The following is a 24,763-nucleotide window of genomic DNA, read 5'->3' as shown; positions in this document are numbered from 1 at the left end:
TCCGGCGTCACATCGCCGGCCGCACAATGCGCGCACGCTGGCGCGGCGCTGGACCGCGTCATCCGTCGTCGCCACCGGAGTGTCCGATGCGCCTGGAAGGCAGTCAGGAAACCCTGCTGATCACGCTCTACGCCAAGGCCGTGGACAACCGCTCCACGCCGTCGATCCTGCACGATGCCCTGGCCGACGACCTGGTCCGCCGCATCGACTACAACTTCGAACGGTTCGGCCTGAGTCCCTACGACATCCGCGGTCTGGCGCTGCGCTCGCGCATCATCGACGGCTGGACCCGCGCCGCGCTGCAAGCGCGCACCGATACGCTGGTGCTGCATCTGGCCTGTGGCCTGGATTCGCGCATCTACCGGGTCGATCCGTCGCTGGAAGTGGATTGGATCGACATCGATTTCCCGCAGGTGATCCAGTTGCGCCGCGATCTGTTGCCGCAGCGCCTGGGCCGCTACCGCACCCTGGCCAGCAACGTGATGGAACCGGACTGGATCGCCAAGCTCGACAACGACCGGCCGGTGCTGGTGATCGCCGAAGGCCTGTTTCCGTACCTGGACGAAGATCGCGCGCGCGAGCTGATGCGGCGGCTGATCGAACACTTCCCGCAGGGCGGGCAGTTGCTGTGCGATGTCTACAGCCGCCTCGCGCTGCGCCTGCTGCGCAACGCGCAGATGATCCGCGTGACCCGGGCGCGCATCGGCGAATGGGGTCCGAACGGCGCCAACCAACTGGAAACCTGGCATCCGCGCCTGCAGTTCGTGGACGAGCCGCATTACGCGCAACTGCCGGAAATGGACGCGCTGCCGTTGCCGCAGCGCTGGCTGTTCAAACTTTACGACCGCTCGCGCTGGCTGCGCAGCCTGGGCCGCGTGGTGCGCTATCGGTTCTGATACGCGTGTTGTCGAACGCGCATTACTCGAATGAGATCGCTTCGAATACAACCAAGTCACCGCCGTTGCCCCCCTTTAGAAAAGGGGGCGGCGTCCGCGCAGCGGACGCGGGGGATTTGCGCTTTTGCCTTTCGAGCGGCGCCCACCCCCAACCCGCGAATCACCCCGCCAACGCCGGATCCGGCTTGCGGAACGCGATCCCCAGCCGATTCCAGGCATTCATCGAAATCGCCGCGAACGTCAGCGACACCAGATCCTGATCGCTGAAGTGCTCGCGCGTGCGCGCATAGACCTCATCGGACACCGGCCCCAGATTCACCGCGGTGATCGCCTCGGCCCACCCCAGCGCCGCGCGTTCGCGCTCGCTGAACGGACCTTCGGCCCAGACCCGCAGCAGATGCAGGCGGCGATGGGTTTCGCCGCGCTCCACCGCTTCCTCGGTGTGCAGGCGCAGGCAGTAGGCGCAGCCGTTGATCTGCGAGATGCGCACATTGATCAGATCGATCAACGCGCGTTCCAGACCGCTGTTTTCCACGTATGCGCTGAGCCCGGCCAGCGCGCGGCTGCCTTTCGGATCGACCTGGTTGTAATCCAGACGTGCGGACATCGGAGTCTTCCTCAATGGAGCGTCGTGCGACGCGATGGAGTCAGGCTAGGATGTTCATCGCTGAAATACATTCCGCCACAAATGCAAACTGGGTTTGCAGAAATGAACAACGAAAAATCCGCGCGGACCCTGGCCTGGGACGACTACCGCTTCATCCTCGCCGTCGGCCGCGCCGGCTCGCTCAACGGCGCGGCCAAGCGCCTGGCGGTCAGCCATCCCACCGTGTTCCGCCGCATCAACGCGATCGAACGCACCCTCGGCGCGCGCCTGTTCGAACGCGCGCGCGACGGCTACGCGCCCACGCCGACCGGCGAGGACGTGATCGCGGTCGCCGCCGAGATCGAAGCGCGGATCACCGCGACCGAACGCCGTCTGGCTGGGCTGGACGCGCGTCCGACCGGCAAGATCCGCCTGACCACGGTCGAGCCGCTGCTGTACTCGCTGCTGCCGCCGATACTGGCGCGGTTCCGCCGCGCCCATCCGGGCATCGTCCTGGAGGTGGTCGCCGACAACGCCTTGCACGACCTGGGCCGGCGCGAGGCCGATCTGGCCCTGCGCCCGGGCGGCCAGCCGCCGGACGGGCTGATCGGACGCAAGATCGCCCGGATCAAGGCCTCGGTGTACCGGCCGCGCTCGCTGCGGCTGCCGCGCGGGGCCGGCCCGGAGGACCTGCACGACCAGGACTGGCTGGTGCCGGACGGCAACCTGGCCAACATCCTTATCGCGCAATGGCTGCGCCGGCAGAACTACGACCGGCGCGCCGTGCTCAGCGCCAACAGCCTGCTGGCTCTGCGCGACGCCGCCGTGGCCGGCATGGGTCTGGTGCTGTTGCCGTGCTACCTCGGCGATCCCGAGCGGCGGCTGGTGCGGGTCGGTGAACCGCTGGAGGCGCTGAACACCGACCTGTGGCTGCTGAACCATCCGGACCTGCGCCGGACCGAGCGCATCCGCGTGTTCGCCGACGCCCTGCGCGAGGGCTTCGCGGCCTTGCAGCCCCGGTTGGACGGAGCATCCGGCGCGGCCCCGGCCCCGTAAATACCCAGGTCGGAACAGCGGGAAACCGGTTCGAATGACCTAGCGAGCACGGAATATTTCAACCGTGAAGCAGGTCCATATGAATAAACGGCATCACAAGTCCACCGTTACTTTTGAAACCTGTGACGGTTGGCACATCAGATTAGGAAAATTCCTACACGCTTACGAGCACTCTGGCGACGGTTTCCTGTTCACGCAACAAGCATCTTTTGATCGCTCCGACGGCACTACCGAGTCACAGGTTCGCTTAGGCGGACATCCCCCGGACCGGGCCGGCTGAACTTTCCACAAGGATGACCCATGTTTCGCGTCGAACTGAAGCAGCGTGATGGCAGCGACGACAGTGCGCTGGCTGTGGCGATTGCCGAGATCACGCAGGAGTACCGCAGCGCCGAAGCGGCGTTGAAGTCTGTGCTGCCGCAGGCCAGGAAATACGCCGCACATGCTCCCAAGGGGCTGTGGTTGCGTATTTACGATGCCGATTCGCAGCCCGTGTTTGGCACGCTGGTTCCCTAGGGCCGGCGTGCGGTTTGCGCCGCCCGGCTGACAGGGAGTCTGGCCGGGCGGCGCGGGCCAACCGCAGAGATGTACGAAAGCGTAGATCCCGAAGCCGAGAAAACCGGGCCGCTTTTCTCTCCACCGCCCGACGACTGCGAACGCCCGCCCATCGAAGGCCAGGACCCCGACAGTAGGGTCTGCGCATCCGCGCTCTTGCTCGTCATTCCCGCGAACGCGGGAATCCAGTGTCTTGCGGTGATCTGCACGAAAGTCGCTGGATGTTCGGCTCCGCCGAAGTAAAGCAGAGCCCGCATTCGCGGGAATGACGGTAGGAGGGAGTGGGCAGGTCTGGTTGTTTCGATAAGGGAATGCAGTGCCATCTTTCAGGCAGCGACTTCAGGCGTTCTCGCTCGAAAGGCCCTGGATTCCCGCGTTCGCGGGAATGACGATAGGAGAGAATGCACAGGCCTGAATTATTTCGACCAGGGGATTCAGGGCCTACGGCGAAACAGAATCAAGCCACCCCCGAGCAATAGCCACCTCAACGTCCCCGGGCGTATCCAGATCCTGCTCCAACTCCGGCGCCTGCAACCGCCAAACCGACCCGGCCGCCTGCCGCGCCAGCGCCGCACCGAAGCCTCGATCGCCTTGCAGATCAGTCGCCTCGCGCCACAACGCCGGCGCGATCAGCGCCGGCACGCCCAGCGCCTGCCGATGCAACGTAGCCGCGCACCCTGACGAAGCCCCCGCCGCGCCCGCGACCAAGGCCCGCAGATGCGCTGCCTCCAAGGCCGGCTGATCGCACCCCAGCACCAGCACCGACCCGTCGAACTCCGCCAAGGACCGCGCCGCCGCCTGCAGGCTGCTGACCATCCCCTGTTCCCAGTCGGCGTTGATCGACACCTTCACATCCAGGCCGACCAAGGCGGCCCGCATCGTTTCGTGCCGCGCCCCCAACACCACCAGCACCCGCGCGACGCCGCTGTCCAGCGCCAACCGCGCGGTGCGATGCAGCAAAGTCTCGCCCTCGCGGGTCAGCAGTTGCTTGGGCCGCCCCAGGCGGCGGCTGGCGCCGGCGGCGAGCACCACCGCGACGGGCGCCATCGCTCAGTGCCCGCCGTGCAGATGCTGCTGCAACTGCGAGGCGATGCTCAGCGCGATCGCCTCCGGGCCGTCGCCGCCCAGCGGCAGGCCGATCGGCGAATGCAGGCGCGGCAGCAGCGAGTCGCGCGCAGTCGCCGGCAACACTCGGAACAAGTCCTCGCGCCGCCGCGTCGGCCCCAGCAGGCCGACGAAACCGATGCCCTGGCCGCCGCTGGTTTCGGCCAGATGCTCCAGCGCCTCGCGATCGAGTTCGAAATGGTGGTGCATGACCAGCGCCGCCTCGTGCGCGCGCGCTGTCGCCAGCGCTTGCGCCGGGCTGCGCGCGAGCGCGTGATCGGCCAGCGCGCCCAGGCCGGACCAGCGCGGACGGCGTTCGACCAGGGTCGTCATCCAGCCCAGCGTGCGCAGCAGCGGCAACAGCGTCGGCGTTTCCGGGCCGCCGCCGAACACCACCACCGACGGCGGCGCGGCGACTTCCAGTTTCCATTCGCCCGGCGCGTCGGCCGGCCACGGCGGCGTGTTCACCGGCAGGGTCCAGCGCAGGCGTTCCTCGCCGACCGCGGCCGAGACCGCGCCGGAGCCGCGAATGTCCAGGCGCAGATCGCCGTGGCCGCGTTGCCATTCGTCGATCAGCGCCGGCCACCCGCGCAGCGCCGTCAGCGGCAGCAACGCCAGCCGCAGGCGGCCGCGGCAGCCGACCGCGGAACCGGCGAACAGGTCCTCGTCGCTGCGCGTGTCGATGTCCATCCACTCGATGCCCTGCGACTGCGCGGCCTCGGTAGCGCGCAGTTCGATGTCCGGCTCGATGCAGCCGCCGCTGAGCCAGCCGATCTGGCCCTCGCGCGCGCCGAACAGCGCCAGTGCGCCGGGACGCACATAGGTCGAGCCTTCGGTTTCCAGCACTACCGCCAGCGTGGCCGGGTCGCCGCGCGTGGCGGCGGCGGCGCTGGTTTCGATCACCGCGCGCATCCCGCCGGAGGCGAGGCGCGGTGCAGAGGAGGGTTCCGGCGAGTCGGCCATGTGCGGCGCCCATGCGCGGTGGATGGGCCGAGTCTAGAACGATCGCGGCCACCGCCGCACGCCTAGTTCGCATGCCGGGCCGGCGCGCTGCAGTTTTGGGCAAGCCTTCGCGACGGTCGCTGACGCGGCAAATGCCTGCAGGCAAGCGCGATCGACAAACCCCGCGGTCGCCGGTGCGCCGAGACGGTACCGATCCGGCCGCGCGCGCCAGGAGTTTTCGGCAAGCATCGCGCGCGGTGTACCGGGCGATCGCCGTCAAGCGCGCGGAAATCGCGACCTTCGCGTTATGGCGACGCGGCGTCGGCAAGAGTAGGCTCGAACCACCCCAGCCGTCGCCAGGGAATCCGCATGAAGCTCAACGTCAATGGCATCGAGCACGATATCGATGCGCCGCCCGACATGCCGCTGCTGTGGGCGCTGCGGGATCTGATCCATCTCACCGGAACCAAGTTCGGCTGCGGCATCGCCCAATGCGGCGCGTGCACCGTGCATGTCGATGGTTCGCCGCGACGCGCCTGCGTCACTCCGGTGTCCACGCTGGAAGGCAAGAAAATCCTCACCATCGAAGGCCTGTCCAAAGACGGCAGCCATCCGGTGCAGCGCGCCTGGGCCGAGATCGACGTGGTCCAGTGCGGCTACTGCCAGTCAGGACAGATCATGTCCGCGGCGGCGTTGCTGGCGAAGATTCCGGCGCCCAGCGATACCGATATCGATCAGGCCCTGTCCGGCAACATCTGCCGCTGCGGCACCTATCCGCGCATCCGCGCGGCGGTGAAGCGCGCGGCCGAACTCGGCGCCGGCCATGCGGTCGCCGCCGCGCCGTCGGATCTGCCCTCGATGCTGTTGCCGTCGGTGACCGTGCCGGCGCGGACGGCCTGATCGCGATACCCCATACGCCGGGCGGCGCGTCGATGCGCCGCGCCCGTCACGCGTTTGCAAGGAGATGTCCGTGAACACCCTTGACCTGGATGCGCCCTCGCGGCGTCGATTCATCAAAAACACCGCCTTGATCGGCGGCGGCCTGGTGATCGGTTTCGTCGTGCCCGGCGCGAAACGTTTCGCCGAAGCCGCGCCCGCGCAGGCCGCGGCGGTGTCGGCCGGCTTCGTGCCCAACGCGTTCTTGCGCGTGGGCGCCGACGACACCGTCACCGTGCTGTTGTCGCATTCGGAAATGGGCCAGGGCATCTGGACCGGTCTTGCGATGTTGATCGCGGAAGAACTGGACGCGGACTGGTCGAAGATCAAGGTCGAACACGCGCCGGCCGACGACGCGTATGCGCACACCATGTTCCATATGCAGATGACCGGCGGCTCGACCAGCACCTGGACCGAGTTCGACCGCTACCGACAGGCCGGCGCCACCGCGCGCGCGCTGCTGGTCGCGGCCGCGGCGCAGCGCTTCGGCGTGCCGGCCGATCAGGTGCGCACCGAGAAGGGCGTGGCCATCGCCGGCGATCAGCGCGCCAGTTACGGCGAGCTCGCCGCCGCCGCGGCCAAGCTGCCGGCGCCGGCCGCCGCGCCCGCGCTCAAGCAGGCCAAGGACTGGACGATCATCGGCAAGTCCACGCGCCGCCTGGACGGCCCGGAGAAGATCACCGGCCGCGCCAAGTTCGGCATGGACGTGCAGTTCGACGGCTTGATGACCGCGGTGGTGGCGCGCGCGCCGGTGTTCGGCGGCAGGGTCAAATCCTTCGATGCCGGCAAGGCCAAGGCCGTACCGGGCGTGCGCGATGTCGTGCAGGTGCCCAGCGGCGTGGCGGTGATCGCGGATCATTATTGGGCGGCCAAGCAGGGTCGCGATCTGTTGGTCATCGACTGGGATCTCGGCCCCAACGCGGGTCTGGACAGCGGCAAGCTGCGCGAAGAATTCCGTCGCCTCGCCGCCACCGAAGGCGCCGTCGCCAGTCAGGCCGGCGACGTCAAGGGCGCGCTCGGCAAGGCGGCGAAGACGCTGGAAGCCGAATACAACGTGCCGTACCTGGCGCACGCGCCGATGGAGCCGCTCAACTGCACGGTCAAGGTCGAAGGCGGCCGCTGCGAGATCTGGACCGGCACTCAGTTCCAGACCATGGATCAGAAGATCGCCGCGGAAATTCTCGGGATCAAGCCCGACAAGGTGAAGATCCACACCATGTTCCTCGGCGGCGGTTTCGGCCGGCGCGCGACGCCGACCTCCGACTTCGTGCGCGAGGCCGTGCACGTGGCCAAGGCCGCGGGCAAGCCGGTCAAGACCGTGTGGTCGCGCGAGGACGATGTGCGCGGCGGCTACTACCGGCCGATGTACCTGCAGCAAGCGCGCATCGGTGTCGACGCCCAAGGCATTCCGGTGGCGTGGCAGCACGTGCTGGTCGGCCAGTCGATCATCGGCGGCACGCCGTTCGAATCGGCGATGGTCAAGAACGGTATCGATGCGACCTCGGTCGAAGGCGTGGCCGATTCGCCGTACATCAAGGGCCTGAAGGATCATCGCGTCGATCTGCATTCGCCCAGGACCGGCATTCCGGTGCTGTGGTGGCGTTCGGTCGGCCATAGCTACAACGCGTTCGTGATGGAGAGCCTGATCGATGAACTCGCGCACGCGGCCGGCCAAGACCCGGTGGCGTATCGGCGCACCCTGCTGAAAGACCATCCGCGCCATCTGGCGGCGTTGAACCTGGTGGCGGAGAAATCCGGCTGGGGCACCAAACTGCCCAAAGGCCGCGCGCGCGGCGTGGCGGTGCACGAGTCGTTCAAGAGCTACATCGCCCAGGTCGCCGAAGTGTCGCTGATCGATCTGCCCGGCGGCGGCCACGGCATCCGCGTGGACCGTTTCGTCTGCGCGATCGACTGCGGCCTTGCGGTGAATCCCGACGGCGTGCGCGCGCAGATGGAATCGGGCATCAACTTCGGCCTGGGCGCGGCGTTGTACAGCGCGGTGACCTTCAAGGACGGGCGCGTGCAGGAATCCAATTACCACGACTACCGCGTGCTGCGTCTGGACGAGGCGCCGAAGATCGAGGTGCACATCGTGACCAGCGCCGGGGAAATGGGCGGTGCCGGCGAACCGGGCACCGCGCCGGTCGCCGCCGCGGTCGCCAATGCGGTGTTTGCGCTGACCCAGCAGCGGCTGCGCGAACTGCCGCTGCGGCTGGCCTGAGGAGACGACGATGCGAGCATTAGCTTTTGCCCTGCCGGCGCTGGCCCTGATTCCGATCCTGGCGGTGTTCAACGCCGGCTCCAAGCCGGCCCCGCCGACCGATGCGCGCGCGGTCGCCGCGTTCGCCACGGTGCAGAAAGTGTTTCAGCACCCGCGCTGCCAGAACTGCCACATCCCCGGCGACAGCCCGTTGCAGTTCGACGCCGGACTGCCGCATGCGATGGGCGTGGTGCGCGGGCCCGAAGGCAAGGGCGCGGCCGGCCTGCCGTGTTCGACCTGCCACGGCGAAGCCAATCTTCCGGCCAGCTACGGCGCCAACGCGCCGCCGGGCGCGCCGCATTGGCAACTGCCGCCGCCGCAGCACAAGATGGCCTGGATCGGTCTGCCGGCGCCGAAGCTGTGCGCGATGATCAAGGACAAGAGCAGCAACGGCGGCCGCGATTTCGCCGCGCTGATCAAGCACGTCAGCGAAGACAAGCTGGTGCTGTGGGGCTGGGCGCCGGGCGGGGCGCGCGAACCGGTGCCGGTGCCGCATCCGCAGTTCGTGGAGGCGTTCAAGACTTGGGCGGATGCGGGTGGGCCTTGTCCCAGGCAGTGAGGCTGCGGTGGCTGAGGACATCCCGCGATAAAGCCACTCTCCCGCTGGCGGGAGAGGGGTTAGGGTGAGGGTGGCGTGCAAGGAGCAAAAGCATTCGCGCCTTTGGCGCTCATTGCCCTCACCCTAGCCCTCTCCCGCCAGTGGGAGAGGGAATCAAGCGTGGCCAGTTCCCACTTTCGCGGACGAAAGCCCCTCTCCCGCTTGCGGGAGAGGGGTTGGGGTGAGGGTGACGCGCAAGGAGCAAAAGCATTCGCGCCTTCGGCGCTCATTGCCCTCACCCTAGCCCTCTCCCGCAAGCGGGAGAGGGAATCTATCGGAGCTCAGTCCCCGCTTTCGCAGGCGGGAAGCGCGAATCACGGATGCGGACTGTCGCAAGCCTCATCCCCGCAAGCCGCCGCCTCGATCTGCAGCGTGCAATGCCCGATCCCATAGCGCTCATCTAGCAACTTCGCCAACTCCCGCCGCAACGCCTCGCCATCCACGCCTGGTTCGACCACCAGATGCGCCGTCATCGCCGGCGTGCTCGATCCCAGCGACCACACATGCAGATCGTGCACGTCGCTGACGCCCTCGGCCGAGGACAACAGCGCACGCACTGCATCCAGGTCGATGCCGCGCGGCACGCCTTCCATCAGCACGTTGCCGGCTTCGCGCAGCAGCGTCCATGTGCGCGGCAGCACCCACAGGCCGATCAGCACGGCCAGGATCGGATCGACCACGGTCCAGCCGGTGAAACGGATCACGATCGCGCCGGCGATCACCGCCACCGAGCCGAGCATGTCGCTCCACACTTCCAGATACGCGCCTTTCATATTCAGGCTCTCGCCGCTGCCGGCACTGAGCAGGCGCATCGCGATCAGATTGATCGCAAGGCCCAGGGATGCGATCACCAGCATGCCGGTGGTGGCGATCTGCGGCGGCTGGCTGAAGCGTCCGACCGCTTCCCACAAGATGTACGCGGCCACCGCGAACAGCATCAGGCCGTTGGCCATCGCGCCCATCGCTTCCATGCGCACGTAGCCGAAACTGCGCTTGGCGTCGGCGGGTTTGCGGCTCAGTCGCACCGCGGTCAAGGCGATCATCAGGGCCAGGGTGTCGGTGCCCATGTGCGCGGCGTCCGACAACAGCGCCAGGCTGTTGGTGAGGAAGGCGCCGATGACTTCGGCGATCAGGAAGCCGCCGGTCAGGCCCAGCGCCCACCACAGTGGGCGTTCGTGACGGATCGCGGTGGTGCCGTGGTCGTGTCCACTGCCCATGTCGATTCTCCCGGTTGCGGGCCGCCACGACAGCGGCGGCCCATTGGAACGCAGCGCGCGTGAGCGGCGCGCTTTCGCGATGAAGGACCGCCGTTGCCGGCGGTCCGTGAAGCGCCGTCAGTGCGCGGGCGCGGCCTGGGGCGGCGATTGCGGCGCCGATTCGCGCTCGCGTTCTTGCGCGTCGTTGCGATGCAGCCAGCGGTACAGCACCGGCAGCACCAGCAAGGTCAGCAAGGTCGAAGACACGATGCCGCCGATCACCACCGTCGCCAGCGGCCGCTGCACTTCCGAGCCGGCGCCGACGTTGAAGGCCATCGGGATGAAGCCCAGGGACGCCACCAGCGCGGTCATCAGCACCGGCCGCAGACGGCCGAGCGCGCCATCGACGATGGCGTTGTCGAGCGGGTCGCCTTGTTCGCGCAATTTGCGGATGAAAGCGATCATCACCAAGCCATTGAGCACGGCCACCCCCGACAGGGCGATAAAGCCGACGCCGGCGGAGATCGACAACGGAATCCCGCGCAAGGCCAGCGCGATCACCCCGCCGGTCAAGGCCAGCGGTACGCCGCTGAACACGATCGCCGCGTCCTTGGCCGAACCGAAGGCCATGAACAACAAGGCGAAGATCAGCACCAGGGTCACCGGCACCACGATCGCCAGACGCTGGCTGGCCGAGATCAATTGCTCGAAGGTGCCGCCGTAGCCGATCCAGTAGCCTTCCGGCAGTTTCACTTCGGCATCGATGCGCTGGCGCAACTCGCCGACAAAGCCGCCCAGATCGCGATCGCGCACGTTCGCCGTCACCACGATGCGGCGCTTGCCGTTTTCGCGATTGATCTGGTTCGGGCCGAGCACGGACTTGATCTTGGCGACCTCGCGCAGCGGCACCGTGCGCGGCGCGCCGGCGAGCCAGGTGGCGTCGCGGCTGGATTCGTCGCGATCGCCGCTGGCGGCCGGCAACGGAATCGGCAGATCGGCGAGCGCGGCCGGGTCCTGGCGCAGGCCTTCGGGCAGGCGCACCACCAAGTCGAAACGGCGGTCGCCTTCGAACAACTGCCCGGCGACCTCGCCGCCGACCGCGGTCGCCACCGCGTCCTGCACCGCGACCGGGTTGAGGCCGTACACCGCCAGCGCGCGCGGATCGGGCTCGATGCTCAGCATCGGCAGACCGGTGACCTGCTCGGTCTTGATGTCGGCCGCGCCGGGCACGCGCTTGGCCACCGCCTCGATGCGCTGCGCGAGTTTGAGCAACTGCTGCAGATCGTCGCCGTAGACCTTGACCGCGACATCGGCGCGCACGCCGGAGATCAACTCGTTGGTGCGCATCTGGATCGGCTGGGTGAACTCGAAGTTGCTGCCGGGCAGGGTGCCGGCGATGGCCTGGATTTCTTCCATCAGCGCCGCCTTGGGCTTGCCCGGATTGGGCCAGCGCTCGCGCGGCTTGAGCATCAGGAAGGTATCGGCCACCGACGGCGGCATCGGGTCGCTGGCGACTTCGGAGGTGCCGATCTTGCTGAAGACGCGTTCGACTTCCGGCATGGCCATGAAGGCCTGCTCCATCGTCTTCTGCATCGTCACCGACTGGGTCAGGCTGGTGCCGGGGATGCGCATGGCCTGCACCGCGACATCGCCTTCGTCCAGGCTCGGGACGAACTCGGTGCCCATGCGCGTGGCCAGAAAACCGCTGACGATCACCAGCGCGGCGGTGCCGGCGACCACGATCGCGCGGCTGCGCAGCGCCCAGGCCAGCGCCGGCTCATAGCGGCGCTTGATCCAGGCCATGGCGCGGTTCTCCTTCTCGGCCACCTTGCCGCCGAGGAAGATCGCCACCGCCGCCGGCACGAAGGTCAGCGACAACAGCATCGCCCCGGTCAAGGCCAGCACCACGGTGATCGCCATCGGATGGAACATTTTTCCTTCGATGCCGCTGAGCGCGAAGATCGGCAGATACACCGCGGTGATGATGCCCAGGCCGAACAGGCTGGGGCGGATCACTTCGGCGGTGGCCGAGGCGGTGAGGTCGTGGCGTTCTTCATCGCTCATCTGCCGGCCGAGCAGATGCTGTTGCTCGCCGAAGCGGCGCAGGCAGTTCTCGATGATGATCACCGCGCCATCGACGATCAGGCCGAAGTCCAGCGCGCCCAGGCTCATCAGATTGCCCGACACGCCGCCGCGGACCATGCCGGTGATGGTGAACAGCATCGCCAGCGGAATCACCAGCGCGGTGATCAGCGCGGCGCGGAAGTTGCCCAGCAGCAGGAACAGCACCGCCACCACCAGCAAGGCGCCTTCGACCAGGTTCTTCGACACCGTGGCGATGGTGCGATCGACCAGCGAGGTGCGGTCGTAGACGGCGTTGGCGCTCACGCCCTTGGGCAGGCTGGCGTTGGCCGCTTCCAGTTTGCTTGCGGCCGCCTGCGAGACGTCGCGGCTGTTGGAACCGACCAGCATGAAGACGGTGCCCAGCACGACTTCGTGGCCGTTCTGGGTTGCCGCGCCGCTGCGCAGTTCCGGGCCTTCGCCGACCTGGGCCACGTCGCGCACGCGGATCGGCACGCCGTCGCGACGGTCGAGCACGATCTCGCCGATGGCTTCGGTCTTGGCGATCTGTCCCGGCACGCGCACCAGGAACTGCTCGCCGTTGCGTTCGATGTAACCGGCGCCGACGTTCTGGTTGTTGGCCGCGAGCGCGGCGACCACGTCGCGCTGGGTCAGGTTCAACGCGCGCAATCGCGCCGGGTCGGGCGTGATGTGGATCTGCCGCGCGTAGCCGCCGATGGTGTTGACCTCGGTGACGCCGGGCGTGTTGCGCAACTGCGGGCGGATCACCCAGTCCTGCAGCGTGCGCAGATCGGTCGCGGTGTAGGCCGAGCCGTCGGGCTTGCGCGCCTTGGGGTCGGCATCGACCGTGTACATGAAGATCTCGCCCAGTCCGGTCGCGGTCGGGCCGAGTTCGGGTTCAAGGCCGGCCGGAATCTGCGACTTCACCTGCTGCAGGCGCTCGGCGACCTGTTGCCGGGCGAAGTACAGGTCGGTGCCGTCCTTGAACACCACGGTGACCTGCGAAAGACCGTAGCGCGAGAGCGAGCGCGTGTAATCGAGTTTGGGCAGGCCCGCCAGCGCGGTCTCGATCGGAAAGGTCACCCGCTGTTCGGACTCCAGCGGCGAATAGCCGGGCGCCTGGGTGTTGATCTGCACCTGCACGTTGGTGATGTCGGGGGTGGCGTCGATCGGCAGCTTGCCGAAGCTCCACACGCCCACGGCGATCAGCGCCAGGGTCAGCGCGAGCATCAGCCAGCGATGACGTATGGCGAAGCGCAGGATGCGTTCGAGCACGCCGGGGCTGGCATCGGCGGCGGATGGGTTGGCGCGGGGCTCAGTGTTCATGCGAAGCCCCGGCTTTTTCGATGTCGGCCTTGATCAGGAAGCTTTGTTCGACCACGACCTGTTCGCCGGCTTTCAAGCCCGAGAGCACTTCCACGCGTTTGGCATCGCGACGGCCCAGCTTCACCGGCCGCGCGCTGTAGCGCTCGCCTTCGCGCACGAACACGACCTCAAAGTCGTCCATGCGCTGCAACGCCGTCAGCGGAACCGCCAGCGCCACCGGCTGTTGTTCCACGGTGACCCGCGCGCGCACCGCCGAGCCCGGACGCCACAGGCCGTCGGCGTTCTTGATCGAGGCGCGCGCGACCGTGCTCTGGCTGGCGGTGGCGGTGCCGGGCAGGATGCGATCGAGCGTGGTGTCCACGCCGTTGTCCTCGCCCATGCGCATCACCGTGACCGGCAGGCCCGGGCGCAGGTGTGAGGCGTCGGCGCCGAACACGTGCAGATCGACCCACAGCGTGGACAGGTCGGCGATTTCGAACAGCGCCGTGCCTTCCACCGCGACCTCGCCGACCGAGGCGTTGCGCGCCAGCACCACGCCGGAGATCGGCGCGGCGATGCTGTAGGTGGTCAGGCTCAGATTGCTGTCGATGGTGGCCAGCGTCTGCCCGGCGCTGACGCGGTCGCCGACGTTGGCGCGCAGCGAGCGCACCGGCCCTGGATAGCGCGCGGTGATGCGCGCGACATGGCCTTCCAGCGGCGTGATCAGGCCTTGCACTTCGTGCTCGTCGGCGACTGTGCCGGGGCCGGCGGGCGCCACGCTGATGCCGGAGCGACGCGCGATCTCATTGCGGATCACCGTGCTTTCGGCTTTCTCTTCCTCGCCTTCGCCGTGTTCGCCGCCTTGTTCGGCGTGGTCGCCTTCGATCTTCTTCGCGGCCGCTTCGGTTTGTTGCGGTGTCTTGTCCGCGCCGCCGCAGGCGCTAAGACTCAGGGCCAGCAGGCCCGCGGCGATCAACAATTCGGGCTTCATGGGCGGGCTCCTGCGGGAATGGGCGATGCGGCGAGAAACGACTCGCCGGTGAGACGCTGGATTTCGATCAGCGCCAGTTGCGCGTCGAGCGCGGTGTCCAGACGCTGTTTGCGCACGGCCACGCTTTCGGCCTGCAGCAAGGCCAGTTCCAGATAGCTGATGGCGCCGGCGCGGTAGGCGTATTCGGCGGCTTTCTCCGCGCGTTCCAGGCGCGGCAGCACGTCGTCCTTGAGCCGCGCGACTTCCAGCGCGCCGACCCGGTAGCGGCCGTGCGCTTCGACCAGGGTCGAGTACAGCGACATGCCCTTGGCTTCGCGTTCGGTCTCCAGCACCGCCAGTTCCGCCTGCGCGCCGCGGATGCCGGGCTCGGCGCGGTCGCGCGCGCCCAGCGGCATGGCGACGCTGCCGATCAGGGCCATGTCGCTGCCGTCCTGCAGGCGGCGCACGCCGAGTTGCCAGCTCAGATCGGGCGTGGCCTGGCTCTGGGCCAGACGCACGCGCGCCTCGCCGATTCGGCGCGCGTCGTTGAAGCGCGCCAACTCCGGCGTGCGTTCGAGCAGGCTCGCCAGCGCGGCGGTGTCCTGGATCGGCGCCAGCGCATACGGATCGCCGGCCACCGTGGCGAAGCCCGGATCGCGTTCGCCCCACAGCGCCGCCAGATGCTGGCGCGCGGCCAGCAGCGATTGCTCGGCGCGGCTGCGTTCGAGCTCGGCGCGCGCCTGCGCGGCCTGCGCGGTCAGCAACCCGGATTCCGGCGAGGCGCCGGCTTCCAGGCGCTGGCGCGCGGCGGCGACGCTGCGCTTGCGCTGGGCGATGTCGAACTGGGCCAGCTCGATACGGCGCTGCGCGGCGACGATGGCCAGATAGCGGCGCGCGGTTTCGGCCAGCAAGTCCAGGCGCCGGCCTTCGCGATCGACCGCGAGCGCATCGATGCGGCTTTGCGCGAACGCGCGGCGCGCGTCGAGCTTGCCGCCGCGTTCGAACACCGAGGCCAGGCTCAAGGTGATTTCCGCGCCGCCGATGCCGCTGACCGCGCCGGTGCCGAGCACGTTGTCCACCGCAAGGCCGGCGACGAGGGCCGGCTTCTGCGCGGCGATGTCGCGCTCGGCCTGCAGCACCGAGCGTTGATCGCCGAACAGACGCAGGTCCGGATGGCTGTCGCCGATGCGCGCATAGGCATCGTCGAGGGTGAACACCGAGCCGGCGCGCGGCGCGGCGGGCGCGTTCGCCGCAGCGAGCGTGCCGGGTGGAGAAGCTGAAGCAAGGGGCGGCCGCGCCTGTGCCGAAAAGCACAGCGCAGCCGTCAGGGCGGCCAAAGCCGCCGGACGCAAACGCATGGGGTATCTCCTGGATCGCTGAAGACGCCGGCGCGGTCGCAAAGCGACGGCACGCGCACGGCGAGGACGGGCGTCAGCCCGGGCCGGCCCGGGGGCCGGCAGCGGATCAGGCGGAGATGGGTGGGCGGAACGGCACCACGGTCGGGGTCGGCACGAACGCGGTGGAATGCGCCGGCAGCGCCTGCGCGGTGGCGGGGGCGAGCAGGCCCAGGTCGATGCGCGGCAACAACGCGGCCTGCATCGCGCAGCAATGGCTCAGGTGCCAGCGCGAGTCGCCGCAGCCGTCGGGATCGTGCTGCGGTTGGCCGTCGGCGTGGCGATCGCTGTCGTGCTGCAGCGCCGTGGCCGCGCTCGGCGTCAGTTCGCCGGCCTCGCTGGCGAACGCCAGCACCGGCTTGACCAGCATCACCGCGATCAACACGGCGAAGACCAGATAGCGCGAGGCAGTGGCGAGGGCGGACGGACCGGGCATGCGGCGATGATAGGAGCCGCGACCGCCGCAATACAATTTCAGCCCTGCCGGCATCGTTCAGGTGCCCCCCACGCATCGATCGGCCGGATTGCGCATCGCGCCGACGCGCCGCTGCCGCCATAATCCGCGCCGCGCGGCAGGACGCTCAGCAGATGGACGCGGTTTCGTCCACCAGGATAGGCAAGGGCGATGCAGTACCCGCGTCACATCCTGTGCCTAATCTGCGCGCGGATTACGCAGTTTCGCGGTACAGGGGGTTTAGCAGTGAAGGTTGTGACCAAGCCGGCGCGCATCGTCGCCGCTGGCCTGTGGGCGTGCGGCGGCATGACGATCCGCGCATCCGCTCGCGTCGTGTTCGGCGCGAGTGTGGGTTTGAGCGTGTTGCTGGCCGGATGCGGTTCCGGCGAATCGTCCAAGGCGCAGCCGGCCGCGTCGGCGCAGGCCGAAGCGGCGGAAGCGGCCGCGCCGTTGCCGCCGGCCTTGACCGAATTCGACGCCGACGGCCTGCGCGCCCGCGCCGCGCAGGCCTTGCGCGAACAGCGCATCCACACCCCGGCCGGCGACAGCGCGGTCGATTACTACCTGGCGCTGCGCGACAAAGAGGCGGGCCAGATCGACGTCATCAGCGCGCTCAGCGAATTGCAGCCGTATGTGGTGATCGCCGGCGAGCAGGCCCTGCTCGACGACGATCTGGCCGAATCCAGGCGCCTGCAGGATCTGCTCGCGCGCATGGACCCGCAGGCGCCGGCCTTGCCGCGCCTGCGCGAAGGCCTGCGCGCAGCCGGCGCCGCGCGCGAACGCAAGGCTCGCGAGGAAACCGAGCGTCTGATGGCCGAACGCAGCGACGCCAGCGCCGCGCGCGCCGTGTCGGCGCAACGCGAGCGCACCGCCGCGGCCAGTACCGCGATGAAGGCCGCCGCCGCGGCCAGCGCCCAGGCCGCCGACGAGGCCGCGGCCCAGGCCAGCACCCCGGCCAGCACCCCGGCCGCGCCGGTGCCGGCCCCGGCGGTCGCCGCCCCGCCCCCGGTGGCGGCCAGCGCCAGCGCGCGTTCGGCGCCCGCGGCCAAGCCGATGCCGCGCCTGATCGCCGACGCCAGCCCGCGCTATCCCTTGTCCGCGCTCAACCGGCGCATCGAGGGCAGTGTCGAGATCAGCTTCACCATCCAGCCCGACGGCCGCACCAGCGCGCCCAGGCTGGTGTCCTCGCAGCCGGCCGGCGTATTCGACGAAGCCGCGCTGGCGGCGGTGTCGCGGCTGCGGTTCGAGGCCAGCGGGCAGGCGCATGCGGCGCGGCGGACCTTGAACTTCAAGCTGCCGTCGCGTTGATGCGGCGGGTGGGGCAGGGCGGTTGTCGCCCGCAAGCCCCTGCGCAGGTTTCCGCCGCGGCCGCTTGGCGCGGCGCGCATCCAGCCGCCACAATGCGGCGATGGATACCGTCGCCCCCGCTTTGCTGGAAACCGTAGAACTCGAAACCCGTCCCCTGCCGAGCTGGAGCGTGCTGTGGCTGCACGGCCTGGGCGCGGACGGCAACGACTTCGCCCCGATCGTGCCCGAACTGGTCCGCAAGGACTGGCCGGCCCTGCGCTTCGTGTTCCCGCACGCGCCGGTGCGGGCGGTCACGATCAACAACGGCCTGCGCATGCGCGCCTGGTACGACATCCGCGACTTCCAGGACCTGGCCAACCGCGCCGACGAGACCGGCGTGGACGAATCGGTGCAGCAGGTCGAGGCGTTGATCGCGCGCGAAGCCGAGCGCGGCATTCCGGCCGAACGCGTGCTGCTGGCGGGCTTTTCCCAGGGCGGCGCGATCACCCTGGCGACCGCGCTGCGGCGCAAGCAGGCCCTGGGCGGCCTGATCGCGCTGTCCACCTACCTGCCCATGGCCGACCGGCTGATGCGCGAAGCGGCCGCGGTCGCCCACACCCAACCCTTGTTCATGGCCCACGGCCAGCACGACCCGGTCGTGCCCTACCGCGGCGGCGAGATGGCGGCTGCGCGCCTGCGCACCCTGGGCTTCAAGATCGACTGGCACGCCTATCCGATGGCGCATCAGGTCTGCGCGGAGGAAATCGCCGCGCTCGGCGATTGGATGTCGCAACGGTTCGCAGCGAAGACCTGAGTCCCGCGCCCATGGCCGCGCCGCCGTCGCAGACCGGCAAGCATTCGAACAAAGGGCCGGCCAAGCCGCCTGCCAAGCCGCCGAGCGGGCGCCTGAGCGGGCATTCGGACGAAGTCGAGCCCTGGCTGCCGGACCTGTGCCGGCTGCCGCGGCTGGTGGTGATGCTGAGCATGGCCGAGCTGATCGTGATCGTGCTGGCCCTGGCGCCGGACGGCAGCGACTGGGACCTGGGCCGGTTCGTGTCCTCCAGTGCCTTCGCCCTGTGGCTGGCGCTGGCGATCTCGGTGCTGCTGTGCGTGTCGCGCAAGCAGCTCTCGCGCCTGCCGCCGGGCGTGGGCGGCTTCATCGCCACCGCCACCGCGGCCGCGATCGCCGCCGCGGTGGCCGGAGTCACCCACAGCATCGACACGGTGACCGGGGTCGGCCTGGTCCCGGCCGGCACCTCGTTCTGGCGTTTCGTCACCGGCACCGCCGCCATCGCGATCCTGGCCGTGGGCGTGGTGCTGCGCTATCTGTACGTCAACGACAGCTGGAAAGCCCAGGTCCGGGCCAACGCCCGCGCCGAGGTCGATGCGCTGCAGGCGCGGATCAAGCCGCATTTCCTCTTCAACAGCATGAATACCATCGCAGGGTTAGTGCGCAGCGACCCGGAGGTGGCCGAGCGCGCGGTGCTGGATCTGTCCGACCTGTTCCGCGCCGCGCTGGGCGCGTCCAAGAGCGATTCCAGCCTGGCCGAGGAGGTCGAGCTGGCCGAGCGCTACCTGGCGATCGAGCAACTGCGCCTGCGCGAGCGGCTGCGGGTGGTGTGGCGCAAACGCGAGCCGCTGCCGTGGAAAATGCCGCTGCCGCGCCTGGTACTGCAGCCTTTGGTGGAGAACGCGGTGCTGCACGGGATATCCCGGCTGCAGGGCGGCGGCGAGATCGAGATCGAGCTGACCCAGCTCAGCGACCACCTTTTGTTGCGTATCCGCAACCCCGCCCCGGCCCCGGCCGACGGCCGCGCCGGCTCCCGCCATGCCCAGCACAGCATCGGCCAACGCCTGCGATATGCCTATGGACCTACGGCGCGGATGACCGCAGGCTGGAACGGGGGCTACTATCTGTGCGAACTGCACGTGCCGACCGGGGTGGAGGCGCAGAGCCGATGAAGGGTGCGAGGTTGGCCATGAGAGTGGTGATCGCTGACGACGAGCCGTTAGCCCGCGAGCGTTTGCGCGGATTGCTGGCACTGCGCCCGGACGTCGAGGTCGTCGCCGAGGCGGTCGATGGCCAACACGCGTTGCATGCCTGCGCCGAGCACCGGCCCGATCTGGTCCTGCTCGACATCGCCATGCCCGGCATCGACGGCCTGGAGGCGGCGCGCCATCTGGCCGCGTTCGACCCGCGCCCGGCGGTGGTGTTCTGCACCGCTTACGACGCGCATGCATTGTCGGCCTTCGACGCGGAGGCCATCGACTATCTGGTCAAGCCGGTACGCGCCGAGCGCCTGGACGCCGCGCTCGAACGCGTGCGCACCTTCGCCGCCGGCCGCGAGCGCCACGAAGGCGGCGAAACCGCGCCCGGCCAGGTTCGCAGCCACCTGTGCGCGCGTCTGCGCGGCAGCTTGCGCCTGATTCCGATCGAGGACGTGCATTACCTGCACGCCGAAGAGAAGTACGTGATCGTGCATCACGCGCGCGGCGAGGACCTGATCGAAGAATCCTTGAAGTCGCTGGAAGACGAATTCGGCGAACGCTTCGTGCGCATCCACCGCAACTGCCTGGTGGCGCGGCACGAGATCGTCGAACTCAAGCGCAACGCCGAAGGCCACGTGCAGGCGGTGCTGCGGCACGGCAAGCAGCCGCTGGAAGTGAGCCGGCGCTGCGTTGCGGCGTTGCGGGAGACGCTTAAGCATCTTTGAATCTTTCGGGATTCGGGATTCGGGATAGCGGCGACGCAACCCACCTACCGTCATTCCCGCGAATGCGGGAATCCAAAGACTTCAGCGCCATCCCACCAGTCCGTCATTCCCGCGAAAGCGGGAATCCAGTGACTTCAAGCGGTTCTCGCACGAAAGGCCCTGGATTCCCGCCTTCGCGGGAATGACGAGCAAGAGCGAGGCGGATGCATCACACCTGAGCCCGGTCCAAACGACTCATCTCCGCCTCGCTTTCCTCCCGCCTTTGTCCCGCGGCATCCCCACCGGCGATAATGCCGCCATGAAGACCCTGCGCATCGCCACCCGTAAGAGCCCGCTCGCCCTGTGGCAGAGCGAGCATGTCGCCGACCGCCTGCGTGCCGCGCACCCCGGGCTGGCGGTGGAACTGGTGCCGATGAGCACCCGCGGCGACGAGGTCCTGGACCGCTCGCTGGCGGCGATCGGCGGCAAGGGCCTGTTCCTCAAGGAATTGGAGCTGGCGATGCAGCGCGGCGAAGCCGACTGCGCCGTGCATTCGCTCAAGGACGTGCCGATGCAACTGGAGCCCGGCTTCGCCTTGCCGGCGATCCTGGAACGCGCCGACTACGCCGACGGCTTCGTCAGCAACCGCTTTGACAGCATCGACGCGCTGCCGACCGGCGCGCGCGTGGGCACGTCCTCGCTGCGCCGGCAGGCGCAGTTGCGCGCGCTGCGCCCGGACCTCGAACTGCTGGACCTGCGCGGCAACGTCAACACCCGCCTCGGCCGCCTGGATGCGGGCGAGTACGACGCGATCATCCTGGCCTGCGCCGGCCTGCAGCGGCTGGGCCTGGACGCGCGCATCCGCAAACGCCTGGAATCGCCGTACTGGCTGCCGGCGCCGGCGCAGGGCGCGATCGCGATCGAATCGCGCGAGGACGACATCGCCACGCGCGAGCTGTGCGCCGCGCTCGACCACGCCTCAACCCGCACCTGCGTGGAAGCCGAGCGGGCGATGAATCGCGCCCTGCACGGCAGCTGCCACGTGCCGGTGGCCGCGCACGCCTGGCTGGACGGCGAACATCTGCGCCTGGACGGGCAGGTCGGCTCGGCCCGCGACGGCCGCGCCGTGCGCGCTCACGGCGAAGGCCGCGGCGACGCGCCCGAATGCCTGGGCATCGAGGTCGCGCAGAAACTGCTGGAGCAAGGCGCGGGCGAGTTCATCGCCGATTCGCTGCAAGCGCCGCACGACGACGCCGACTGATTAGCCGAGCGCGCTTAGGAAGGAGGGGGTTGAGCTCCGGCGCGCTTGTCCAATCGGTCGAGGCTGTTTTTTTGTCGGAGGGGCTTCAGCCCCGATGCTTTTGTTTCCGACCGCGGTGATCTTGAACAAAAGCATCGGGGCTGAAGCCCCTCCCACAATTGCTTGCGCCGCGGGTGCGTTGCTCTGCGCGAATCAAAACCGCCGGATCAGCTCGATCGAACTTTCCGCGCTCTCGCTGCCGCCGCCGCCGCGATTGTCGTGGCGGATGGCGAAGTCGGTTTCCAGTTTCCAGTTCTGCCACACGTCCACGTCCAGCCGCACCGACTGCTTGACGAAAGTGTCGCCGCGGCCGCTTTCGATCTGCACGCGCTGAGTCCAGCGGGCGCGATCGCTGATGCGCTGGCCCAGGTTGAGTTCGCCGCGGAACACCGCGCCGGGGCGGTTGATGCCGTCGTCGGCCAGCGGCGCCAGGCGATAGCCGGCGCCGAAACTCAGGCCGATCTGGGTCGGACCGTCGCGCAGCGCCTGCACGCCGTAACGGGTGCCGACGCGGTAGTCGTTGGAGTACAGGGCGCGGCTCTCGCGCGAAGTCGCCGGCGCGCTGACGCCGCCGATCACGCGCTGCTGGCCGGGCAGGGCCACCTTGCGCAGCGGCGGCAGGTCGGCCGGGTCGATCACCGGGTCGCGCCGGGTCGGCGCCATCGCCGCTTTCCATTCCTCGTCGCCGCAGCGGGTGGAGAAACAGTGCAGGCGCAGTTGCACCGGATCGCTGGCGATGGCGATCAGGATCGGGTCGCCGCCGAAGGCGGGCGTCGGCAATGTGATCAGTGGCGCGCCGAGCAGGGCGAGCCCGATGGCACCGAGCATCGTCTGGATTGGGCTGTAAGGACGATTGAGGATAATGCCATGAAACCGATTACAGACCTGCGACGCGGCGCACGCCGGATAGGTTGGATTAATCCGCTCGGGGCATCAGATTTGTGCAATGGCTGCGTGTAAGTGTCTGGTTCTATTGCGCTTTAACGCATCCGAAGGCCAAACGCACAGCCGTCTAAAGTCGTCTAATGCCGCAACCATCGGCCGCTCAGTAGTACAGCGTCACCACATGCTTGGCCTGGGCGAAGAACAGCCAGCGCTCGACCACCGCGCCGGTCAGCACGCACAGCGCCGCCAGCGCCATCGCCGGCCAGGACAGCGCCGGCACAGCCAGAGCCAGCAGGGCCAGAGCCAGCGGCGCGGCGGCGAACATCGTCAGGGCGAGCAGGCGCAGCTTGCGCGCGTGCTTGCGCGCGAGCACGTAGCCCATCTCGCGGGTGAGGTAGTTGTCTTCCGTGTGCGGGCGTTCGAACACCGACAACTCGCGATCGGGCAGGCCGACCGCGTCGCCGCGGCTCACCGGCAGCGGTGTGCGATCGATGGCGCGCCAGTAGGCGAGCTTCAGAGCGGCGGTCAGCGGCGCGAGCACGATCACCGCGACGATGCCGACCGACCCGCCAAAGCGGACGCTGGCCAACACCGGCAACAAGGCCGCGCCGCTGAGCAGGGCGAAGCTCAGATACGCCGGCACCACCAACCGATGACGCCAGGCGGGGATCGGCTTGAGCGAGGCGTAGATCATCGCGGTGCATACCACGGTGATCAGCGCACACACCGACACCCCCGCCGACAGCAGCATCGGCATCGCCGCGCCGCTTTCGCGCACTGCACCCAGCAGCAGGCCGAGTGCGGGCACGTAGGTAACGATGGCCATCACGCCCTCGCGCGACAGCCACGAGCTGCGCCATTGCGAGAACGCGCGCCACGCGCGCAGCGGCTTGCCCAGGTGCAAAGTCGAAGCGAACAGGCCGACGCTGACCAGAGCCAGCGCGGCCAACATCGCGAACGCGAACACACGCATGGGCTCGATCGGTGAACCCTCGGCGTACCGGCAAAACGCGATCGCCCCGATCCAGGCCATCAGGCCGTAACCCGCGCCCGACAGCGTGGTGAAGAAAATGACCGAAAATGCCGGATGCATGTCAGCCCGCCTGTGTCGGCGCAGTAGCCGTGATGCCCTGCCGCGCGCGAACGCGCGAGCGCAGCGAACAAACCGCACACCTCATCGCGACAACACCTTGTCGAGCCAGCGCAGCACCGGCGGCAAGGCCTTGCTGTCCAGCGTTTCCGCGGCCGGAGCGTTGTCGCCATCGCCGTTGCCGCCGCCATCGCGGCGCGGCCGCGGCGGCAGGTACTTGTTGGTCGGCTGATAGCCCAGCGACGCCATCAGGTCCACGCCGCCGCGTTCGGCGACCAGCTTGGACACCGCCGATTCGGGATCGCCCAGATCGCCGAAGTGGCGCGCGCGGGTCGGACACGCCTGCACGCAGGCCGGCTGGCGTTCGGACTCTTCCAGATTCTCGTTGTAGATACGGTCGATGCACAGCGTGCATTTCTTCATCACCCCTTCGACCGGGCTGTACTCGCGCGCGCCGTAGGGGCATGCCCAGGAACACAGCTTGCAGCCGATGCACTTGTCCTCATCGACCAGGACGATGCCGTCCTCTGCGCGCTTGTAGCTGGCGCCGGTCGGACACACGGTCACGCAGGCCGGCTGTTCGCAGTGCAGGCACGAGCGCGGGAAGTGCAAGGTCATCGCCGGTTGCGGCGCGGCGTTGGCGCTGCCGCATGCGGGCGCGGCGGCGGACGCGGTGCCGCAGCTGCGTACCGGATCGGCCATCGGCAGGCTTTCCACCGGCGCGGCTTGCGCGGCGACCTCGTAACTGTGCACGCGGTTGAACCACACGCCCGACGGCTCCTTGCCGTAGGGCTGCTCATCGGTCAGCGGCGCGGCGAAACCGCCCGCGTTCCACTCCTTGCAGCTCACCGCGCAGGCGTGACAGCCCACGCAGGTGTCCAGGTCGATCACCAACCCGAGTTTCTTCTTCGACGGCGGCGGCAGGCCGGTCACGTTTTCTTGAGTCCGGTGTAGACCATCCACACGCCGGCCGCGAGCACGGTCAGGCCGACCGCCACGCCGGGCATCAGCGAGATCGCGGCCGGTGCGCCGGTGCCGTTGCCCAGGCCCACCATCGCCAGCAGCGCCGACAGCGACAGGCCCAGCACGATGCACACGACGCCTGCGATCACGCGTACCGTCTTCATGCAGCCCCTCGCGCGCATGCGCCGGACGCAGCGATGGATGCGGACAT

The 24,763-nt window shown here is 68.7% G+C and carries 22 protein-coding genes and 2 pseudogenes; 11 read left to right on the top strand and 13 right to left on the bottom strand.

The genetic code is table 11. The features are described 5' to 3' along the window. The first annotated feature begins 86 nt into the window (after positions 1 to 86). Complete coding sequence (locus LG3211_RS20515; RefSeq protein ID WP_057944447.1) at positions 87 to 896, top strand: class I SAM-dependent methyltransferase; 810 nt, start codon at positions 87 to 89, stop codon at positions 894 to 896. A 160-nt stretch (positions 897 to 1,056) separates the two neighbouring features. Here the strand turns inward: LG3211_RS20515 and LG3211_RS20510 are convergent, their stop codons facing one another. Continuing rightward, positions 1,057 to 1,503, bottom strand: coding sequence for a carboxymuconolactone decarboxylase family protein (locus LG3211_RS20510; protein WP_057944446.1), 447 nt, complete (start codon positions 1,501 to 1,503; stop codon positions 1,057 to 1,059). A gap of 102 nt (positions 1,504 to 1,605) precedes the next feature. Here LG3211_RS20510 and LG3211_RS20505 point away from each other — a divergent pair, with 102 nt between their 5' ends. Beyond that, entirely contained in the window at positions 1,606 to 2,538 is a 933-nt protein-coding gene (locus LG3211_RS20505; RefSeq protein WP_057944445.1) for a LysR family transcriptional regulator, read from the top strand. Between the two features lie 300 nt (positions 2,539 to 2,838). Then, positions 2,839 to 3,054 (top strand): hypothetical protein, encoded by a 216-nt coding sequence (locus LG3211_RS20500; protein WP_057944444.1) that lies wholly within the window; start codon positions 2,839 to 2,841, stop codon positions 3,052 to 3,054. A 480-nt stretch (positions 3,055 to 3,534) separates the two neighbouring features. Here the strand turns inward: LG3211_RS20500 and LG3211_RS20495 are convergent, their stop codons facing one another. Together LG3211_RS20495 and LG3211_RS20490 are read right to left on the bottom strand one after the other, a co-directional pair. Continuing rightward, complete coding sequence (locus tag LG3211_RS20495) at positions 3,535 to 4,140, bottom strand: nucleotidyltransferase family protein (protein ID WP_057944443.1); 606 nt, start codon at positions 4,138 to 4,140, stop codon at positions 3,535 to 3,537. Positions 4,141 to 4,143: 3 nt separating this feature from the next. Further along, a complete protein-coding gene (locus tag LG3211_RS20490; protein WP_237049783.1) occupies positions 4,144 to 5,160 on the bottom strand; it encodes an XdhC family protein in 1,017 nt (338 codons plus the stop codon). 348 nt (positions 5,161 to 5,508) lie between these two features. On the opposite strand from LG3211_RS20490, the gene LG3211_RS20485 reads away from it, so the two are divergent. The 3 genes from LG3211_RS20485 (at position 5,509) to LG3211_RS20475 (ending at position 8,894) form a co-directional block, all read left to right on the top strand. Beyond that, on the top strand, positions 5,509 to 6,039 hold the full coding sequence (locus LG3211_RS20485; RefSeq protein ID WP_083512706.1) for a (2Fe-2S)-binding protein: 531 nt from the start codon (positions 5,509 to 5,511) through the stop codon (positions 6,037 to 6,039). Between the two features lie 70 nt (positions 6,040 to 6,109). Beyond that, complete coding sequence (locus LG3211_RS20480; RefSeq protein WP_425479921.1) at positions 6,110 to 8,296, top strand: xanthine dehydrogenase family protein molybdopterin-binding subunit; 2,187 nt, start codon at positions 6,110 to 6,112, stop codon at positions 8,294 to 8,296. Between the two features lie 10 nt (positions 8,297 to 8,306). Then, positions 8,307 to 8,894 (top strand): hypothetical protein, encoded by a 588-nt coding sequence (locus LG3211_RS20475; protein ID WP_148649043.1) that lies wholly within the window; start codon positions 8,307 to 8,309, stop codon positions 8,892 to 8,894. 356 nt (positions 8,895 to 9,250) lie between these two features. Here LG3211_RS20475 and LG3211_RS20470 read toward each other — a convergent pair. From LG3211_RS20470 to LG3211_RS20450, 5 genes and pseudogenes are all read right to left on the bottom strand, one after another. Continuing rightward, positions 9,251 to 10,150, bottom strand: a pseudogene (locus tag LG3211_RS20470) (cation diffusion facilitator family transporter); the annotation flags it as partial. Positions 10,151 to 10,267: 117 nt separating this feature from the next. Next, entirely contained in the window at positions 10,268 to 13,486 is a 3,219-nt protein-coding gene (locus tag LG3211_RS20465; protein WP_057945638.1) for an efflux RND transporter permease subunit, read from the bottom strand. Between the two features lie 40 nt (positions 13,487 to 13,526). After that, positions 13,527 to 14,507 carry an efflux RND transporter periplasmic adaptor subunit gene (locus LG3211_RS20460; protein WP_083512704.1) on the bottom strand — a complete coding sequence of 327 codons (981 nt, stop codon included), beginning with the start codon at positions 14,505 to 14,507 and terminating at the stop codon, positions 13,527 to 13,529. Continuing rightward, positions 14,504 to 15,844 carry a TolC family protein gene (locus LG3211_RS20455; protein ID WP_083512703.1) on the bottom strand — a complete coding sequence of 447 codons (1,341 nt, stop codon included), beginning with the start codon at positions 15,842 to 15,844 and terminating at the stop codon, positions 14,504 to 14,506. Before LG3211_RS20455 ends, LG3211_RS20460 begins: the two co-directional genes overlap by 4 nt. 106 nt (positions 15,845 to 15,950) lie before the next feature. Next, a complete protein-coding gene (locus LG3211_RS20450) occupies positions 15,951 to 16,316 on the bottom strand; it encodes a hypothetical protein (protein ID WP_057944441.1) in 366 nt (121 codons plus the stop codon). A gap of 264 nt (positions 16,317 to 16,580) precedes the next feature. Between LG3211_RS20450 and LG3211_RS26555 the strand changes: the two genes are divergently transcribed. From LG3211_RS26555 to hemC, 5 genes are all read left to right on the top strand, one after another. Continuing rightward, on the top strand, positions 16,581 to 17,642 hold the full coding sequence (locus tag LG3211_RS26555) for an energy transducer TonB (protein WP_057944440.1): 1,062 nt from the start codon (positions 16,581 to 16,583) through the stop codon (positions 17,640 to 17,642). 100 nt (positions 17,643 to 17,742) lie between these two features. Then, positions 17,743 to 18,435 (top strand): alpha/beta hydrolase, encoded by a 693-nt coding sequence (locus LG3211_RS20440; RefSeq protein ID WP_057944439.1) that lies wholly within the window; start codon positions 17,743 to 17,745, stop codon positions 18,433 to 18,435. Positions 18,436 to 18,596: 161 nt separating this feature from the next. Further along, positions 18,597 to 19,583, top strand: a complete 987-nt coding sequence (locus LG3211_RS20435; RefSeq protein WP_235115228.1) for a sensor histidine kinase — start codon at positions 18,597 to 18,599, stop codon at positions 19,581 to 19,583. 17 nt (positions 19,584 to 19,600) lie between these two features. Further along, positions 19,601 to 20,335: a LytR/AlgR family response regulator transcription factor gene (locus LG3211_RS20430; RefSeq protein WP_057944438.1), complete on the top strand. Its 735-nt coding sequence runs from the start codon at positions 19,601 to 19,603 to the stop codon at positions 20,333 to 20,335. A gap of 298 nt (positions 20,336 to 20,633) precedes the next feature. Next, positions 20,634 to 21,575 (top strand): hydroxymethylbilane synthase, encoded by a 942-nt coding sequence (hemC, locus tag LG3211_RS20425; protein ID WP_057944437.1) that lies wholly within the window; start codon positions 20,634 to 20,636, stop codon positions 21,573 to 21,575. Here hemC and LG3211_RS27550 read toward each other — a convergent pair. The 5 genes and pseudogenes from LG3211_RS27550 to LG3211_RS20405 form a co-directional block, all read right to left on the bottom strand. Further along, positions 21,576 to 21,692, bottom strand: a pseudogene (locus LG3211_RS27550) (hypothetical protein); the annotation flags it as partial. It abuts the gene before it with no gap. A 75-nt stretch (positions 21,693 to 21,767) separates the two neighbouring features. After that, a complete protein-coding gene (locus LG3211_RS20420) occupies positions 21,768 to 22,442 on the bottom strand; it encodes a DUF481 domain-containing protein (protein ID WP_057944436.1) in 675 nt (224 codons plus the stop codon). A gap of 217 nt (positions 22,443 to 22,659) precedes the next feature. Beyond that, positions 22,660 to 23,592 carry a dimethyl sulfoxide reductase anchor subunit family protein gene (locus tag LG3211_RS20415; RefSeq protein ID WP_057944435.1) on the bottom strand — a complete coding sequence of 311 codons (933 nt, stop codon included), beginning with the start codon at positions 23,590 to 23,592 and terminating at the stop codon, positions 22,660 to 22,662. Positions 23,593 to 23,673: 81 nt separating this feature from the next. After that, positions 23,674 to 24,522, bottom strand: coding sequence for a 4Fe-4S dicluster domain-containing protein (locus tag LG3211_RS20410; protein ID WP_057944434.1), 849 nt, complete (start codon positions 24,520 to 24,522; stop codon positions 23,674 to 23,676). Then, positions 24,519 to 24,716, bottom strand: coding sequence for a hypothetical protein (locus tag LG3211_RS20405; protein ID WP_057944433.1), 198 nt, complete (start codon positions 24,714 to 24,716; stop codon positions 24,519 to 24,521). Before LG3211_RS20405 ends, LG3211_RS20410 begins: the two co-directional genes overlap by 4 nt. Between the last annotated feature and the right edge of the window lie 47 nt (positions 24,717 to 24,763).

Origin of the sequence: Lysobacter gummosus, assembly GCF_001442805.1 — a bacterium.
GTDB classification, from domain to species: domain Bacteria; phylum Pseudomonadota; class Gammaproteobacteria; order Xanthomonadales; family Xanthomonadaceae; genus Lysobacter; species Lysobacter gummosus.
This window is presented reverse-complemented; position numbering and strand designations above follow the sequence as displayed.